This is a genomic window from Flavobacterium fluviatile, from assembly GCF_010645065.1.
GTDB classification, from domain to species: Bacteria; Bacteroidota; Bacteroidia; order Flavobacteriales; family Flavobacteriaceae; genus Flavobacterium; species Flavobacterium fluviatile.
Genome location: NZ_JAADZW010000009.1, coordinates 123,377 through 141,001 on the forward strand (window position 1 = coordinate 123,377; position 17,625 = coordinate 141,001).

The window sequence follows — 17,625 nt, forward strand, 5'->3', positions numbered from 1 at the left end:
ATAATAGGCTAAATTGTTGGAAATGTGTGTTGGTAATTACTGGTGTGATGGGCTTTGTTTCATTTTTTTCACAGTATTAAAAAATTACAGCATCTATCAAAATTTGAAGGAAATTAGTATAATCAAAATTTAAAGCCATTTCGTGCGAAATGGCTTTTTTATTTCTTATAATTAAAATTCAGGTTATCAAATTTAAAAAGCCATTTTCGTAGTTTTATATTGATTAATTTCAAGGTGAAGTATTTTTTAAAAAACTTGTAAAATAAAAATCTAAAGAAAAATTGAACTAAAAGTTTGAAGAAAGCAATACCAATTATACTACAATGTAAGAATTCATAAGTAAAATTGTACTTGCTAATTGTTAGACATAATTATCAGAAACTATGGCGGCTATTAAAAATATTTCAGCAAAAGGAGGAGGTAATATTACAATTGCTTTCCTCCTATCTATCCTTATTCCTGCAATTGGCTATTATTATTTAGGGACTCTATACGCATTATTCGCTGTCGGGTACTTGGGCGGCTTTATTTTTTGGCTTTATATTCCGTCTAGGACAAAATGGCCATTACTTAGAGCTCCTTTCTGGTCGACAATGTTTGCATTTCTATTCCTGCATAAAGTAGAGGAAAATAGGATGAATTTTTTTAAAGTTGTCTCTGAGAAAATCACGGGAGGGACAGTTCCTGAAATTTCGCTTGGACTTGTTGCAGGAATGTTAGTTTTACCAATAGGCATTTGGCTCTCAATTCCTCTTCTGATAAAGCGACGACATGAGCTAGGTTACTTCGCCATCTGGACTCTATTTATTTCAATGGGCTTTACAGAACTGGCACATTTTTATTTTCCTTTTTTGATAAATGGACCATATAAATATTTTCCCGGTATGGCAAGTGTAGTTGTCCTAGCACCTCTAGCTTGGTGGGGTATCTGGCGTCTAATAAAAAAGACTTAAAGAAAATTGAAGTTGTAAATATTAGGTTTTAATAACATTTATTAAAACTTAAAGCGAAGGCAAATTACAGAGAAAAATCTCATCATTTGATCTTCGCTTTTTTATTTAGTTCACTTCTGATTTATCAAACCCAATTTCTTTTTCATTTCATTTAAATCTTTCTCCATTCTTTCGATTGTTTGTAAAGTTAATTTACCGGGATCGTCTTCCTTATCTGCCAGTCTCTGTTTTAATCCCTGCATCTCACGACCGATAGCAAGCTCTTCCGTTATTGCATACTGTTCAGTTTGACTTACTGATTGATGACCAAGCATTTCCTTTACCACATGAATTGGAACATTATTATTCAATGTAATTGTGCTCCCAAAGGTTCTTCTTGCTTTATGCGTATTTAATGCACTTGTAATACCGCACAAATCAGCTATTTCCTTAAGATATTCATTCATTTTCTGATTTGAACTCACAGGAAGCACTGAATTTCTTTCCACACAAATACGATGATCTTTGTACTTTTCGATAAGCTCAACAGCTTTTGGTAGTAGAGGAATGCTAATAGGACTTCCCGTTTTCTGCCTTCCAGTCAATATCCACTTTTCACCATCAACCCCCACTTTTAGGTCAGATTGTTTCAAATTAAAAACATCAATGTAAGCAAGACCTGTATAACATTGAAAAATAAAAACATCCCTGACAACTGCTAGGCGGCCAGTTGAAAACTTATGCTTCTCAAGCAATGACAATTCGTGATTAGTTAAAGGTTTTTTAGGCACCTTAATCTTTTTAGATTTAAAACGTTTAAATGGATCTGCAGAAATAATTTCCTTGTCCACTGCCGAAAGAACAATTTTCTTAAAATTAGTAATGTATTTTAGAGCAGTATTATTACTGATATTCTTTACTGTCTTTAGATAAAACTCATAATCTTTTACAAATTCAAAATTCAGCTCGCTGAATTCCATATCCTCAACGCCGTATTTATAAAACATAAACTCTGTAACATGCTTTTTAGAAATCTCGTAACGCTCGTGGGTTCCAATAGCATACTCCTTTTTTTCGACTAAAGCCAGCATTTGATCATTATGTAGCTGAAATTCCTTTATAACTGTAGACTTTACATTAGTTTTGCCTAACGCAAAATTAATGAGTTTAATACTGCTTACCGTCTCCCGCTTTTCCGAAAGTTCATCCCTGTATTTACTTATCTGAAGTTCCAGAGAGTTTAAAAACAAATTCAGAGCCTTGGCATCTTCTTTATTTCCTGTAGCCCTGGCAGTCTTTTGCTCCCACCTTTTTATATCCCACTTTCTCTTTGTGGATGTTTCTTTGGGAACTCCATCTACAGTAATTCTTAGATAAATGTATTTTTCATTTGTACTTTTTGCGGAACTCTTCAAAAAGAAGGTAATTCCAAAACTGCTTTCTAACATAATTCAACAATTTAATAAGTTAATAAAGGTCGAATTATAATATCTTTAAATCAAGTCGTTAACGTGCTTTACCTACTGAATAACAAGGCTTTACATCATTTTTTGTGGCAGTTTTTTTTACCAAAATAAATTGCCATGAATGTGCCATAAAAATTAGTGAAAGAATGTGCGTTTTTGAATCTAATAAAGAGAATTAAAAAACCCGCATCTTTGTGAAGTGCGGGTTTTCAGTGATTTAATCAATTTAAAGCAAGCTAAAAATTAATTTTTGTGATCCCAGAAGGATTCGAACCTAGGCCCCTTGTATTCTTGCAGGAAATTATCCATCTATTTATTATGATTATATTTCAATGCTTCTGATTCGATTTCCTGGATTGTTTTCTTTTTCCCTTTAGAGATCCATTCTAAAAGTTCTTCTTCAAAAAAGTACAGCTTTTTACCATATTTATAGCACGGAATTTTTCTTTGCCTTACAAGAGCGTAAATTGTAGGCTTTGCTTTCCCTATTAACCGGCTGGCCTCTTCAATGCCAATAGGAATACTTTTTTCTTTAGACTCAAATACCTGTACATTCTGAATCATAAGTTTAATCTCGGCAATTTCTTTCACTAAGTGTGCTACTGCTTTGGGCAGGTTTTCAAAAGAGATTTCATTTATATCCATAGCCATCGTTTTTAATAATTATGGTGCAAATGAAAAAAGTGTTTCTGCTGTGTCCTTCTTCACAACAAAAACACTTGAAAAACACAGTGCTTTATGAGTATTGGCAATTAAAAATCTGTAAAATCTTCTATTATCTTTATAAGCCCTTTCTGTTCATCATCTTTCAGATGCGTTTTAATACTTTTGACTTCAACATCTTTTAAAGCGTCAGCAAAAGTCAGTTTTAAAAACTGTGCGGCTCTGTCCTGTCTGCTGACTTTAAAACAATTCCAGATATTCCAGCCGAAATGATACAGATCGAGATTGGACAGATCCTTTACTTTTACCGGTCTAATCTTCTCGAAATTTATTCCTTCAGCATATATGATTATATTCTTGCCTAATTGTTTCAGATCATCATCCGACGCATAAAGCGCGAACTCCTGTTGCGAATAACGGATGGCAGCATCAATTCTGGCCTGTTTTTGATTTTTGACTGCATTTTGCCGTTCCTCCCTTATCTGTTCAATATCTCTGGCTGCATTTTTATTCTCAGATAATGCGGGTTTAATTAAAACATCCTGCCGCACCTCTTCTATTTTTTCAAGGTCTTCACCTGGAATCCGGCTTTCAGGCGATTCATTTTTTTTTGCCCTCAAAAAACGATTCAGTAATCTCTCAGCCAAATCGTTAAGAAATAAACTTAGAATTGCAAACATTAAAATTCCAAATCCAGTGCTGATCCAGAAAAAAACACCGGCTGTATATTCATCAGCACCTTTTTCCAGCAGCACCAGTCTTCCGATTATGCCGACAAAGACGCAGACTAAAAAAACAGACAGGTAAACTGTGATATATTCAAAGTATTTAATTTTCATTGCGCTTATTTCTTTAAAAATTCCAATTGTATTGCCTGCGAAGCTCTGTTTTTCTTCTCATCTATTACTTTGGCGTAGATTTCAGTAGTTTTTACGTTGGTATGCCCTAGCATTTTGCTTACCGTATAGATGTCTGTCCCGCTCGACAGCTGCAGTGTTGCAAATGTATGGCGGAAGCAGTGGAAAGTAATGTTTTTTCTAATGCCTGCCGATTCAACCCATTTTTTCAGAGGGCGTGAAATCCACGACGGGTCCGGCAGATCCTCAAAAACAAACTGCCCGGGAAGCCTCGGTTCTCCGCAGAGATCTAAAGCTTGCTGGGAAATAGGCATGTATTCGACACCCTTTGTCTTTTTCTGCGTGAAATGCAGCTTAGCCCTGCCGTCTTCCAAACTGATCTCTTTCCAGCGGAGCTTCTGAATGTCGGAATGCCTCAGACCTGTGAGCGCTGAGAAAAGCGCCGCTCTTTTAAGGACGTCTTTTTCGCAGGGAGTTTCGGCCAATGCATTCAATTCTTCAATAGTCAGATATTCACGTCTTGAATCTTCCTCGGGAATACCCTTTATTTTTGAAGATAAATCAACGTTTAAATATCCATCAATAAAGGCCTGTTTCAAAGCTGCTTTAAATATGGAAAAATACGTTCCCGCAGTGTTGCGGGAAATGGTTCCTTTTTTGCCTCCCCCGCGCGGAGCTGATAATAAAAACAGTTTAAAATCTTCCGCCATTCTGCTGTCAATCTGGGAAAATATTAAGCTGCCTTTGGAATAGCTTTTTAAAAATTCTCTGCTCCGCTGCCAAGTGATCTGAATGGATTTTGAACTTTGGGCGTGCCTTTTAGCCGCCGTAGCAGCAATGTATTTAATAAAATCCTCTTTTGCTTTTTCTTTCTGTTCAGCTAATAGGCTCTCAGCATCACTGTACAGATCTGTATTATCGTATTCTTTCTGCCGGATATTACGCACTGCGTCAGCATAGAGCATTATCTCACGGTCGCTTTCGCTTCTGCAGATTATTATTCCGTTATCGCTGCGTCTGGGTTTATACGATTTTATACCCTCTGCATCTGTGCGGGCAGCTCTTTTCTTGTCCCACTCCACTGTTGTTACGGATCTGTTTAAATATTCACGGATTCTCTGGGGCGCTTTCTTTCCGGAAACCTCTACAGGATAGCTTTCTATATAAACATACCATTCTTTTCGGTCTTCTGCTTTCCGCAGACGCACAGTCACCTTGGTCTTTGCTAATTGCTTCATATAAAATCATTTCCGTTATACAAGTTATCAATTTCTGCTTTTGGAGCATATACATGCTTTCCGATCTGTCTGGTTGGTATTGAATATTTCCTGATATGATTGTAGACTGAACCTTCTGATATTTGAAATCTCTGAGCTATTTCACCGATGGAATAGCAGTCTTCTTTTTCAAGGCTGTATAATTTTTTCTTCGGTGCACTTTCAGCCTGCGGCAGGCTGCGGGCAGGGCCATACATCTCTTCCATGACTCTACGGTCTATCCTTACAAGGCGGGTTCCCAGATTAACTGACGGAATTTTCCTCTGGCCGACAAGCCTATAAAGGGTCCTTTTGGCAACACCAAAAAGCATACCAGCTTCCGGAACAGAAATAAATGCCCTGTCCTCAGGTATTTTATCTGCCAGCGCTTTGAGCTCCGCTTCATTTTTAAGGCGCAGTATCTTGAGTTTGTATGCTTTTTTACTGCATAAATGTGAGCAGTAAACAGAAGCCACAGTTTTAGGCAGAAAATCATCCCCGCAGTTAAGACATTGCTTATTTATTCTTTTTATCATCTTTGTCTCCTCGTTAAGGTACCATAAGTAGACATAAGTGCCACTTTGTCTCCTTTTAAGTGCCGGTACAAATATGGTACAAATATATGACAAAAAATGATTAAAAAACAGCAGAAACGAAAAAGAATAAAAAAGAAAAACCGCTGTAAACATTTCGTTTACAGCGGTTTAACACTTATTATTAACTGATGTTAATCAGTAATTATTTGACCTCTTCGAATTCAACGTCTTCAACATTGTCTCCAGAAGCCTGCTCTTGTTGTGGAGCAGCTTGTTGACCTTCACCACCCTGAGCGTACATTGCTTCTGTAGCTGTTTTCCAGGCTGCATTTACATTGTCTAATCCTTTTTGGATTGCGTCAAGATCCTGAGACTGGTGAGCCATTCTCAATTCAGTTAAAGCGTATTCGATAGCTGTTTTTTGATCGTCTGTCAATTTATCTCCTAATTCTTTCAATTGAGATTCAGTCTGGAAGATAGTACTGTCAGCTTCGTTCAGTTTCTCAGCTCTTTCTTTTGCAATTCTGTCAGCATCAGCGTTAGCTTCAGCATCTTTTTTCATTTTTTCGATTTCTTCAGCTGTTAATCCAGAAGAAGCTTCGATACGGATATCGTGAGATTTTCCAGTTCCTTTGTCAGTAGCAGAAACTTTGATGATACCATTAGCATCAATATCAAAAGAAACCTCGATTTGAGGAACTCCTCTTGGTGCTGGCGGGATACCGTCTAAGTGGAAACGACCAATAGTTTTGTTATCAGCAGCCATTGCTCTGGCACCTTGTAAAACGTGGATTTCAACAGATGGCTGAGAATCAGCAGCAGTAGAGAATACCTGAGATTTTTTAGTTGGAATAGTAGTGTTAGCCTCGATAAGAACAGTCATTACACCACCCATAGTTTCGATACCTAAAGATAACGGAGTAACGTCAAGTAACAATACATCTTTTACATCTCCAGACAATACACCTCCCTGGATAGCAGCTCCGATAGCCACAACCTCATCAGGATTAACTCCTTTAGAAGCTTTTTTACCAAAGAATTTCTCAACCTCATCAACGATTCTTGGGATACGTGTAGATCCACCTACTAAGATCACTTCGTCAATATCAGAAACTGATAAACCAGCATCTTTTAAAGCTTTAGCAACAGGCTCCATAGAACGTTTTACTAAAGAATCAGCTAATTGCTCAAATTTAGCACGTGTTAATTTTTTAACTAAGTGTTTTGGTCCGGAAGCAGTAGCAGTTACGTATGGTAAGTTGATTTCTGTTTCAGCAGAAGCAGATAATTCAATCTTAGCTTTTTCAGCAGCTTCTTTCAAACGCTGTAATGACATTGGGTCTAAACGTAAATCAATACCTTCTTCAGATTTGAATTCGTCAGCTAACCAGTCAATAATAACCTGGTCAAAATCATCACCTCCTAAGTGAGTATCACCATTTGTAGACAATACTTCAAATACACCGTCTCCTAATTCAAGAACAGAGATATCAAAAGTACCTCCACCTAAATCGTAAACAGCAATTTTCTGGTCAGTTCCTTTTTTGTCTAATCCGTAAGCAAGTGCAGCAGCAGTTGGCTCGTTGATGATACGCATAACTTTAAGACCAGCGATTTCTCCCGCTTCTTTTGTAGCCTGACGCTGTGCATCGTTAAAGTAAGCAGGAACTGTAATAACTGCCTCAGTTACAGTCTGACCTAAATAGTCTTCAGCAGTTTTTTTCATTTTTTGAAGTGTCATTGCAGACAACTCCTGAGCAGTGTATAAACGACCGTCAATATCCACACGTGGCGTATTGTTGTCACCTTTTACAACACTGTAAGGAACTCTTTTTGCTTCTCCTTCAGTTTCAGCAAAAGTGTGTCCCATAAAACGTTTAATAGAAGCAATCGTTTTTGTAGGATTCGTTACTGCTTGTCTTTTTGCAGGATCTCCTACTTTAATTTCTCCACCTTCAACAAAAGCGATAATAGAAGGAGTTGTTCTTTTTCCTTCTGCATTAGGGATAACAACTGCTTCGTTACCTTCCATTACAGAAACACAAGAGTTCGTCGTACCTAAGTCAATTCCGATTATTTTACCCATTTTTTATATATTTAATTTTTGATTTAATTTCAAACTCATGTGGCATAAGTCAATCTTTGTGCCAATATAAAAATCCAAAGTAATTTGTCAGTTTTACTGTCGAAGCTTCAAAAATCATCTGACAACATGACATTTTCAAAACCTGACAGAGTTGGCATATCAGTGCTTTTACGTGTCATTATCAGGAGCTGTTCCTGCTATACATTGCAATCTTTTATGGCGAACCCCGCCATAAAAGGATTTTCATTTCTATCAGGGCTAGGCACTAATTTTCATCAGAATGTTTCTTTTAATCTATTTTAAGTTTACGCAAAAATTTGGTTCAGTCTTTAGTCAGGTACTTACTTTGCCCTGATTATGAAGAAACTGAATAGTAAAATGAGAAGTAGTCAATACTTTTTCAGATGTTAATAGTTTAATAATGCAATAAGTCAAAAAAATTATCTTCGTTAAATATCCCATTTAGAAAAAACACTTTACATCATTTCGGATATTTTTGTTAAAAATTTAAATTCAATATTAATTAAATAAAAATGAAACTAAAAAAAACCTTTCTTATAATAAGTATAATAGCACTTTTTAATTTTAGCTATTCACAAAATTCTGAACAGAAAAAAATAGGTGTGATTTTTAATATAGATGGTCCATGCAAGATAACTAGACAGGCAATGGGAAATCCAATTGTTGATGCAAAAGTTTTAGAGAATAAGGATCTCTTTTATGGTGCATATAAGTTTTTAGCAACAGGAACAGGAAACCCGACTGAAAGAATAATTAATGCATATTTAAAAAATTTAGACTCTTTAAATCTTAAAATCACTCAAATAAAAGAACCTGTTAATAGTGAAAGTTATCAAAATTATTACACCGAAAAACATGAATATTTAAGCGAAGATTTAAAAAATATAAAAACGAAATACAATTTGGACTATTTACTTATTGTAAATGGTTATTTTGGATTACAATTTGAACAAACAGTAATTATTGCTGGAGATAAAATGACATATATTTTTTAAATAATGCTTTTATAAATTTAAATAACAATGAAGTAGTTTCAAGTTTTAATGTTGGAAATATCGCGAACATTAAAAAGAAAAATATACTTAGTCCACCAAATTTTCCAAATATTGAGAAAAGCATGAATACCATTTTAAATGATAAACTATTACCCGAAATCGAAAGAAAAATGAAACGAAAAATAATCATCCCATAGGAAACCTAAAAAAGGTTCTAATAAGTAATGTCAACAGAGAGGACAAGACTAAAACTTTCAATAAAACCGTTTCATTTTTATTAGTAATTTCGTATCCTAAAATTATTTACAAAATACAATAAAAATGGCTTCATTTATAAAAGAAATATCCTTTCGCTGGTCAGATCTTGACCCAAATTTTCATGTTCGTCACAGTGCTTATTACGACTTTGGCGCGCAGCATCGTATCGAAATCCTTGAAGAACTTGGTTTGACTTTGAGAGTAATGCAGGAACAAAACTTTGGTCCTGTTTTATTTAGGGAAGAATGTGTTTTCAGAAAAGAGTTAAAACTTTCTGATAAGATTTTCATCCATACCAAAACATCCAAAATGAAAGCCGATGCTTCACGCTGGTCAATCATTCACGAATTTAGAAGAGAAGACGATACGCTTTGTGCTACAATAACTGTTGACGGTGCCTGGATGGATACCAAACTGCGTAAACTGGCTTCCCCAACTCCGGAAATTGCTGTTCAGGCGTTGAGTATTTTCCCAAAAAGCGATGATTTTGTCGGTTTGTAAATAAACCGCATTACTTAAAATAAAAAAAACCGCTACAAATAAATGTAACGGTTTTTTTTGTCTGTAAACTGTTTTTAATTATTCTGTCATTATTTTGAAACTGTTGTTTAAATTTTCTCCAGAGACATTTAAGATATAAAGTTCTGACACATTTTTATTCGCTATATTAAGAGTAAAAATGCCATTCCCATCAGATGAAATCTTTTCTTTAACGACAATTTTGCCGGTTACATCGCTTAAAGTCGCAGTCACAAAAGATAAATTACTATCAGGAATATTGATAAAAATTTTCTCTTTTGCAGGATTAGGATACACGACAACATTGTTTTTGTTTTGATTGAATTTTTCGTTATTCAATTTTGCTTCATTAAATAATACCTGAACTTCAGACGCAGTCAATGCATAATTGAAAATTTTAAGTTCGTCAAACAATCCTTTGTACGGTGCCGGGGTAGTATTAGCATTTAACTCCAACGCCCCGATATTACCTATTACTAAATCAGTTGGCTCACCAATCCCCACCGAAGTTCCTGTTCCGTCAGCTCCCTCTTTAGTAAGAGCACCATTGGTATATATCCTCAGTTTTGAAGTGGCAAGGTCTCTCATGATAATCACATTGACCCAATTTCCATTAAAATAGTTAGGTGCTGAATTCGTTCCTGAATTGATTTCTGTTTTATTCTTATCATCATCTATAGCAAATCGTAGCTGGTTGCTTTTAACTTCTAAATTAAACCTTTTGCCTGTTGCCCCTGTCGTTGTATTTTTTGTCATTGAGCCTTTGCATAATATATAAGAACTTGATGTTGAACCAGCAGGGATTAAACTGGCATCTGCTTTCATCCAGAATGAAACAGTAAAAGAATTTTTATCAAAGAGTATGTGATCATCATTTGGAATACTGACCATTAGTTTATTGGGCAATAATGTAGCAAAATCTATGGCTTTGTTCTCTTTTCCTGTTACCCTAACCGAAGTATTATCAAAAGCTGCATCCAATTGTCCGTTATTTGCATAAGTTGAAAGATCCGCAATTTGCTCACCTTCCCCAGCTGCTTCCTTAAATGGCCAGTGTCCCACAAGTTCAGGTGTTAAGGCACGAAAATTCCACACATCTCCGATTGTTGTTCCTTTTGCATTAGAAGCGTCAATTCTCCAATAGTATGTTACAGCCGGACTCAATCCTGTAAGCTGATATGTTGGAGCAGCAACATAAGCTACATCGGCTTGTTTAGCCAGGTTTAAAGGATCTGTACCAAAGTAAACTGCATAGCTTGTTGTGTTCGTACTACCCGTCCATTTCAACGTTAAATTACCTCCTGAAAGCTGGATATTTGTTAGTCCTGTTCCCGGATTTGGTGCAGATGCTTTCGTAGGAACCGACGGAATTGGAGGCGTAGTAATGGTTGCTGTTTCATATACAGACGACTCTGTACTATTTTTTGCTTTAACGCGATAATAATATTGTGTATTAGGAAGCAAATCTGTATTATTATAACTTGTAGTGTTTGCCCCAAGGGTCGCAATTACATTAAAATCAGTACCATTCTCTGAACGCTCTACGATATAATTGTCTTCATTTGTCGCACCGTCAATCCAGTTGATTGTTAAAGAACTTGCTGGCGGAACTTCAGTAGAAACCACATTCGTAAAATTGACATTAGATGGCGGAATAATAAAATCTGCAGGCGCAGTACTGGTCAATCCGTTAATATACACCTCGATATTCAGATATGGAGCGTTTGTAGTGCTCACTGCCAAAGCATCTGCCGTATTTTTATCCAATCCGTTAGCATCTTCCCATACATCCGGCATACCATCATTATCTGTATCTAAAGGAGCCGGAGCACCATATACATGACCTGCCCCACCATTGATGAAACCAAATTTGCTGGTCAAATCAGTTTGTACATACACATACGTAGCAGTTGTTCCTTTAGACATCAAATCTGAAATCATTAAATTATCGACCTGATCACGTCTTGGATAGGAAGCTCCAACACCAGATACAATTTTATTGTAAGCATCCTCAGCTGACAATGTTGTATTTTTCATTGGATAATCATAAGGCGTTGACAAAATGGTTGCTGCATCTCCTGTAGGATATCCTGTTAAATCTGCAGGAACCAGGTTCCCGTCTAAAATACCGTTTTTATTATTATCAAAATAGTTCCCTGAACCATATAAATTAAAGTTCGCATTTCCTCTGTTGAAGGGAGTTGCAGTTGAAGCTTCGGTATTTGGTCCACCGATAAAATAATTATTGATAATATTTACATCAGAACTTCCTGCAGAATCACCTCCCATTATGTAAGCTTCTCCCGATTCGCTGTGACCGTATGTATTTCCGTAATTCCCCCAATTATAAACAACATTGTTTACGAACTCATTAATTCCTTTTATTTTATTGTTTCGGGTTTTATTACAGATATATAAATTTCCAATCAAACTTACTTTTCCTCCTGCCGGGGGCTGAATTAAACCTCCTGCAGAGTGATTGTGGCGATGCAACGCCTGACCGATAATACAATTCTGAATCGTGATATTATCAGGACTCACTCCTTTCCCATCCGAATTGATTGAAAAAACTTCATCTGTACCCCAGGTAAAAGTCATGTGATCGAAAATCATATTGGCACCATTTGCAAGTCCAGATGCGTCCTGATTTTGAGAAGTTCCGCCGTAACGAATTCGAAGATATCTCGCAATGGTATTATTAGAACCAGTAAAGGTAACTCTTGGTCCTAAAAATACAATTCCTTCTCCCGGAGCAGTCTGTCCGGCAATGGTAGTATTAGCCGCTACAACAATTTGAGATTGTAAATTAACAATTCCCCCTACTTTAAAAATTACAAATCTTCCTTCCTGACTAACGGCATCGCGAAAAGACCCCGGTCCGCTGTCATTTAAATTGGTTACTAAATAAATCTGAGGATTGGCAGCACCTCTCGCTCCTGTTGTAAATCTTCCAAAGCCTGTAGCTTCCGGAAAAGCCAGTGTCTGGGCATCCAAATGACTGGCTGTGGTCATTAATCCGCAAATCATAAAAACTTTAAGCGCATGCTTAAACGTTATGGTAATTTTTTTCATAATTGGTTAAAATTGGTTAAATAGTTATAACTAATTTAATTATAAGCCACTGAGAGTCTGTCCTGTTCCATCCTGTATCTTCCGTAACTACTTACAACTTATCCCATTTTCTTTTAAAAAGAAAAATCTTTCTTACAGAATTAATTTTCTGATAACTTTAGGATTTTATGTTTTGCTTTTTATAATGGTAAGCTTTAATTTTATAAGACAGCCAATTAAAACATACAGAGATGAAAAAAATAAAAATTCTACTACTCATAATTCCTTTTCTTTGCTTTTCACAAAAGGAAAAAATAAAACAACTGGATATTAATTTAACTAATTATGAATATCCCTTTCCGGTCAGGTTTTTTGATCTGAACAATCAGCGTCAGCTTTTTAAAATGGCTTATATGGATGTAACTCCTGCGAATTACAATAATAAAAACATCGTTTTATTTCACGGAAAAAATTTCAACGGAGCGTATTGGGAAACTACCATAAAAGCCCTTTCAAAAGAAGGCTTCAGGGTTATTGTACCGGATCAGATTGGTTTTGGAAAATCATCAAAACCGGATAATTTCCAATATACTTTTCAGCAGTTTGCTGAGAATACCAAAAAACTTTTAGCGCATTTGGGAATTGAAAAAACAGCTGTTTTAGGACATTCCATGGGTGGAATGCTGGCAACAAGATTTGCGTTGATGTATCCAGAAACTGCTGAGAAATTAATACTTGAAAACCCAATTGGTTTAGAAGACTGGAAGACAGTCGTACCATATAAAACCATAGACTGGTGGTACGAAAGCGAATTAAAACAGAATTATGAAGCCATCAAAAAATACCAAATGACCAATTATTATGATGGAAAATGGAACGCCGATTTCCAAAAATGGGCTGAACTTGGTGCCGGCTGGACAACTGCACCTGACTACGATATTGTAGCATGGAATTCGGCTTTGATGTACGACATGATTTTTACCCAACCTGTTTTATATGAATTTAAAAATATCAAAAGTCCTACACTTTTAATCATCGGAACAAGGGATAAGACGGCTTTAGGAAAACAATGGGCATCTGAAGAAGTCAAAAAAACACTGGGCAATTATGCCGAACTGGGCAAAAAAACTCAAAAAGCCATCCCGAATGTCAAACTAGTAGAAATTCAAAATATCGGACATTTGCCACACATTGAATCTTTTGATCAGTTTATAAAACCATTAATTGTATTTTTGAAGCAATAAAAGTAGAACCTTAAATCAAATTTTATGTTTACAATCGAACAAATAAAAGAGGCGCACGCCAAAGTAAAAAGCGGTGCCGATTTTCCAAATTATATACAGGATTTAATTATTTTGGGCGTAAAAGGGTATGATACCTTTGTAAATGACGGCCACGTTGAATATTATGGTGTAAATAACTATTCTGTTATTTCAGACGAAAAATATCCTGAAATAAAAGTTGAAGATACAGCTAATAAAGAGCGTTTTATAGAATTCCTTGTAGCACACCAGGATGGGCAGACGGATTATATCACGTTCTGCAATCACTCCGGCCAATGTGGAATCGCAAAATGGCGTGTTGATATCATGGAAATGACCTGTACCTATTTTGACAAATCAGGTAATGAAATATTGATCGAAAAAATTCCGGGTTAAGAGAATAATTAAATAACAATCTGCCAATAGCAGCCTCACAACAATATCCTTTCAAGAAATACATAATGCATCAAAAACAACATTGGGACATTCTTTTAACCAATCAGGTCAATAAAAAAAAGTTCATAGACACACTGCTCTCCGGCGAAGCAAAAGAAGAATTAGCCGTTTTTAATAACCAAAAAGGAATTTTATTTTCCGATATTTCAATCGAAAAATTCATCGAAAGAGAATATCAATACGAATCTGTTGAAGCTTCTCCGGAATCCCACAGGCAATTGCGGACATTTTCATCAGGCGAACGCAAAAAAGAGTTCTTAAAATACTGTATCAGCCAAAATCCGGATTTTATCATTTTCGATAATCCTTTCGATCATTTAGATCAGGCTTCCCGTCTGGCTTTGGCTCTTTCTTTAGAAAAACTGACTGATACAATTTCTATTATTCAGCTCGTAAATCGTACGGTTGATCTAATGGATTTTGTACTGAATAAGGTTCAGATCAAAGACAACTCCTTTACTTTATATCCTATTTCAAAGTCTGCAACCCATTTTAAAACCTTAAATACATCCGCCATTCCAAAGGCTCATGAACAGGGTACTTTTCACGAAAGTGAATTAATAAAAATGGAGAATGTTTCGGTAAGTTATCAGGATCGAAAAATTCTGAATAACATTTCATGGACTATAAAGCAAGGCGAATTCTGGCAGCTGATTGGCCCTAACGGTTCCGGAAAAAGTACTATTCTATCCTTAATTACTGGAGATAACCCAAAAGGATATGGTCAGGATTTATTTTTATTCGGAAGAAAAAAAGGAAGCGGTGAAAGCGTTTGGGAAATCAAAAAGCAAATCGGAATTTACACCACTTCTATGATGGATTTATTTCAGAAAAGCCATACGCTGGAAGAAATGATCCTGTCCGGGTTCTTTGATTCTATAGGATTATATATTGAACCAACTACTTTGCAAAAACAAATTGTAGCACAATGGCTGGAAGCAATTGAAATGAGTCACCTGAAAAAGAAACGTTTTATAGACTTGTCAATCGGACAGCAAAGAGTAGCGCTGATAGTTCGTGCCGTTTTAAAACATCCGCCTTTATTGATTCTGGATGAACCTGTAGAAGGTCTGGACGATGAAAATGTAGATTTGGTGATCCAGTTAATCAATACCATCAGACAGGAAACCAACGTAGCTATTTTGTATGTCTCGCACAGAATTGAAGAAGGTCTTGCCCCTACTTCTGTTTTGGAACTTATTCCTTCAGAAACAGGGTCGATTGGAAGAATTAAATGAACCCGTGGGATGTAATTAGTTTTTGATGATAATTTTTCGTCAGTTCGAGTGATCCCGATTTTTCATCGGGATTGTATCGAGAACAGAAAAATTATCATTAAAAACGGTTCTCGATAGATTTTTTATTCTCTTTCTCTGCACAAAAAACACTCGAACTGACGTTTTTAATAATTACACCCAACGGCTTAAATGATTAATTTTTATCTTCTAATAAAGGAACGAATCTAAACTCTCCAAACTCATGCTTTTCAAATTGTGTTTCGTTTTTACGAATTAGTAAAGTCATAATCTGTACATCTTCTCCAAGCGGAATGACCAGTCTTCCTCCTATTTTTAACTGTGCCATTAACGGCTTCGGAATAAAAGGAGCCCCGGCAGTAACAATAATACTGTCAAACGGAGCATGATTCGGAAGTCCTTTATATCCATCGCCAAACGAAAGATGTTTAGGTCTGATATTTAATTTTGGAAATAAATTAGAAGTTGTTTTAAACAGCTCTTTCTGCCTTTCGACACTAAATACCTTTGCTCCCAGCATAAACAAAACAGCAGTCTGATAACCTGAACCTGTACCAATTTCGAGAATTTTGTGATCTTTTTTTACTTCCAGCAACTGCGATTGAAAAGCCACAGTGTAAGGCTGCGAAATAGTCTGCCCTGCTCCTATAGGAAATGCCTTATCCTGATATGCGTAATCTTCAAAACTCGAATTTAAAAAAAGGTGTCTCGGGATTTTTTTTATCGCATCCAAAACCGCTTTATCAGTAATCCCTTTTTGTTCTAAAGTGCTTACTAATTGATTGCGAAGTCCTTGATGTTTGGCAGTGTCTTTCAAAATGGGTAGGTTTTATTTTCGCAAAAATAAGAAACAAAACAGGAAATCAAATATTGATTTTTAATTATTAAATTAATAAAGCTGAAGATCAAAAGTCAAAAGTCGAAAGCCCTTGCTCATAATTCAGAATTTACAATTCACAATTAGCTAAATTCTTTTTCACTTTCGACAAATAAATTCTATTTTTGTTTAAAATACATTCAAATGTTAAAAGTAGGAGTTTTAGGTGCAGGTCACTTAGGTAAAATACATTTACGCTTATTACAACAATCTGACAAATACGAATTAGTTGGATTTTACGACGAGAATCAGGAAAATGCCGAAAGGATTTCAAAAGAATTCGGCTATAAAAACTTCAACACAATTGCAAAATTAATCCACGCCGTGGATGTAATCGATATTGTAACCCCAACCCTTTCGCACTACAAATGTGCTAAAGTAGCCATCAAATCAGGAAAACATATTTTTATAGAAAAACCAATCGCCAACACTGTTGAAGAAGCTGAAGAAATTATTGCTTTGGCAAATGAATACAATGTAAAAGGTCAGGTGGGTCACGTAGAACGTTTTAATCCTGCGTTTATCGCTACTAAAAACATGATCGAAAATCCGATGTTTATAGAAACGCATCGTTTGGCAGAATTTAATCCACGCGGAACTGATGTTCCTGTAGTTTTGGATTTGATGATTCATGATATTGATGCGATTTTGAGTGTGGTTAAATCAAATGTAAAAAACATCAATGCCAGCGGTGTTTCGGTAATCAGCGAAACTCCTGATATTGCCAATGCCCGAATTGAATTCGAAAATGGCTGTGTTGCCAATTTAACTGCAAGCCGAATTTCGATGAAAAACATGCGTAAAACACGTTTTTTTCAAAAAGACGCCTACATTTCAGTTGATTTTTTAGAGAAAAAATGTGAAGTTGTCCGCATGAAAGATGCTCCGGAAGTTCCGGGAGATTTTGATATGATTCTTCAAAATGCCGAAGGTGTAAAAAAACAAATTTATTTCACTAATCCGGATGTCGAGCAAAACAACGCTATTTTAGACGAATTAAATTCATTTGCAGATGCCATCAATAATAACACAACTCCTGTTGTAACATTGGAACAGGCAACTGATGCTTTACGTGTTGCATACCAAATAATTGATTGTTTTAAAAAATAAGACAAAATATAAATTGTAAATTTA

Annotated in this window: 15 protein-coding genes; 7 read left to right on the forward strand and 8 right to left on the reverse strand. The window is 35.9% G+C overall.

Annotation, left to right across the window (positions count from 1 at the left end):
* Positions 1-383 precede the first annotated feature (383 nt).
* Complete coding sequence (locus GXM17_RS11600; RefSeq protein ID WP_163399494.1) at positions 384-953, forward strand: hypothetical protein; 570 nt, start codon at positions 384-386, stop codon at positions 951-953.
* Positions 954-1,063: 110 nt separating this feature from the next.
* On the opposite strand, the gene GXM17_RS11605 is transcribed toward GXM17_RS11600, so the two are convergent.
* The 6 genes from GXM17_RS11605 to dnaK form a co-directional block, all read right to left on the reverse strand.
* A complete protein-coding gene (locus tag GXM17_RS11605) occupies positions 1,064-2,380 on the reverse strand; it encodes a site-specific integrase (protein ID WP_163399495.1) in 1,317 nt (438 codons plus the stop codon).
* A 327-nt stretch (positions 2,381-2,707) separates the two neighbouring features.
* Complete coding sequence (locus GXM17_RS11610; protein ID WP_163394678.1) at positions 2,708-3,043, reverse strand: helix-turn-helix domain-containing protein; 336 nt, start codon at positions 3,041-3,043, stop codon at positions 2,708-2,710.
* 107 nt (positions 3,044-3,150) lie between these two features.
* A complete protein-coding gene (locus tag GXM17_RS11615; protein WP_163399496.1) occupies positions 3,151-3,900 on the reverse strand; it encodes a hypothetical protein in 750 nt (249 codons plus the stop codon).
* 5 nt (positions 3,901-3,905) lie between these two features.
* Positions 3,906-5,156 carry a site-specific integrase gene (locus tag GXM17_RS11620; RefSeq protein WP_163399497.1) on the reverse strand — a complete coding sequence of 417 codons (1,251 nt, stop codon included), beginning with the start codon at positions 5,154-5,156 and terminating at the stop codon, positions 3,906-3,908.
* Positions 5,153-5,710 carry a helix-turn-helix domain-containing protein gene (locus GXM17_RS11625; protein WP_167522119.1) on the reverse strand — a complete coding sequence of 186 codons (558 nt, stop codon included), beginning with the start codon at positions 5,708-5,710 and terminating at the stop codon, positions 5,153-5,155. The genes GXM17_RS11620 and GXM17_RS11625 overlap by 4 nt, the downstream gene beginning before the upstream one ends.
* A gap of 202 nt (positions 5,711-5,912) precedes the next feature.
* Positions 5,913-7,796 carry a molecular chaperone DnaK gene (gene dnaK, locus GXM17_RS11630; protein WP_163399498.1) on the reverse strand — a complete coding sequence of 628 codons (1,884 nt, stop codon included), beginning with the start codon at positions 7,794-7,796 and terminating at the stop codon, positions 5,913-5,915.
* A 533-nt stretch (positions 7,797-8,329) separates the two neighbouring features.
* Here dnaK and GXM17_RS11635 point away from each other — a divergent pair.
* Positions 8,330-8,812, forward strand: a complete 483-nt coding sequence (locus GXM17_RS11635; protein WP_163399499.1) for a hypothetical protein — start codon at positions 8,330-8,332, stop codon at positions 8,810-8,812.
* A gap of 321 nt (positions 8,813-9,133) precedes the next feature.
* Positions 9,134-9,571, forward strand: a complete 438-nt coding sequence (locus GXM17_RS11640; RefSeq protein ID WP_163399500.1) for an acyl-CoA thioesterase — start codon at positions 9,134-9,136, stop codon at positions 9,569-9,571.
* A 78-nt stretch (positions 9,572-9,649) separates the two neighbouring features.
* Here the strand turns inward: GXM17_RS11640 and GXM17_RS11645 are convergent, their stop codons facing one another.
* Positions 9,650-12,661: a LamG-like jellyroll fold domain-containing protein gene (locus tag GXM17_RS11645; protein ID WP_244307385.1), complete on the reverse strand. Its 3,012-nt coding sequence runs from the start codon at positions 12,659-12,661 to the stop codon at positions 9,650-9,652.
* A 230-nt stretch (positions 12,662-12,891) separates the two neighbouring features.
* Between GXM17_RS11645 and GXM17_RS11650 the strand changes: the two genes are divergently transcribed.
* The 3 genes from GXM17_RS11650 (at position 12,892) to GXM17_RS11660 (ending at position 15,596) form a co-directional block, all read left to right on the forward strand.
* Positions 12,892-13,884, forward strand: a complete 993-nt coding sequence (locus tag GXM17_RS11650; RefSeq protein WP_163399501.1) for an alpha/beta fold hydrolase — start codon at positions 12,892-12,894, stop codon at positions 13,882-13,884.
* 24 nt (positions 13,885-13,908) lie between these two features.
* Complete coding sequence (locus GXM17_RS11655; protein WP_163399502.1) at positions 13,909-14,298, forward strand: DUF1398 domain-containing protein; 390 nt, start codon at positions 13,909-13,911, stop codon at positions 14,296-14,298.
* Positions 14,299-14,363: 65 nt separating this feature from the next.
* Positions 14,364-15,596, forward strand: a complete 1,233-nt coding sequence (locus tag GXM17_RS11660) for an ATP-binding cassette domain-containing protein (protein ID WP_163399503.1) — start codon at positions 14,364-14,366, stop codon at positions 15,594-15,596.
* Between the two features lie 193 nt (positions 15,597-15,789).
* Here the strand turns inward: GXM17_RS11660 and GXM17_RS11665 are convergent, their stop codons facing one another.
* Complete coding sequence (locus GXM17_RS11665) at positions 15,790-16,431, reverse strand: protein-L-isoaspartate(D-aspartate) O-methyltransferase (RefSeq protein WP_163399504.1); 642 nt, start codon at positions 16,429-16,431, stop codon at positions 15,790-15,792.
* A 204-nt stretch (positions 16,432-16,635) separates the two neighbouring features.
* Here GXM17_RS11665 and GXM17_RS11670 point away from each other — a divergent pair, with 204 nt between their 5' ends.
* Complete coding sequence (locus tag GXM17_RS11670) at positions 16,636-17,601, forward strand: Gfo/Idh/MocA family protein (protein WP_163399505.1); 966 nt, start codon at positions 16,636-16,638, stop codon at positions 17,599-17,601.
* Positions 17,602-17,625: the final 24 nt, after the last annotated feature.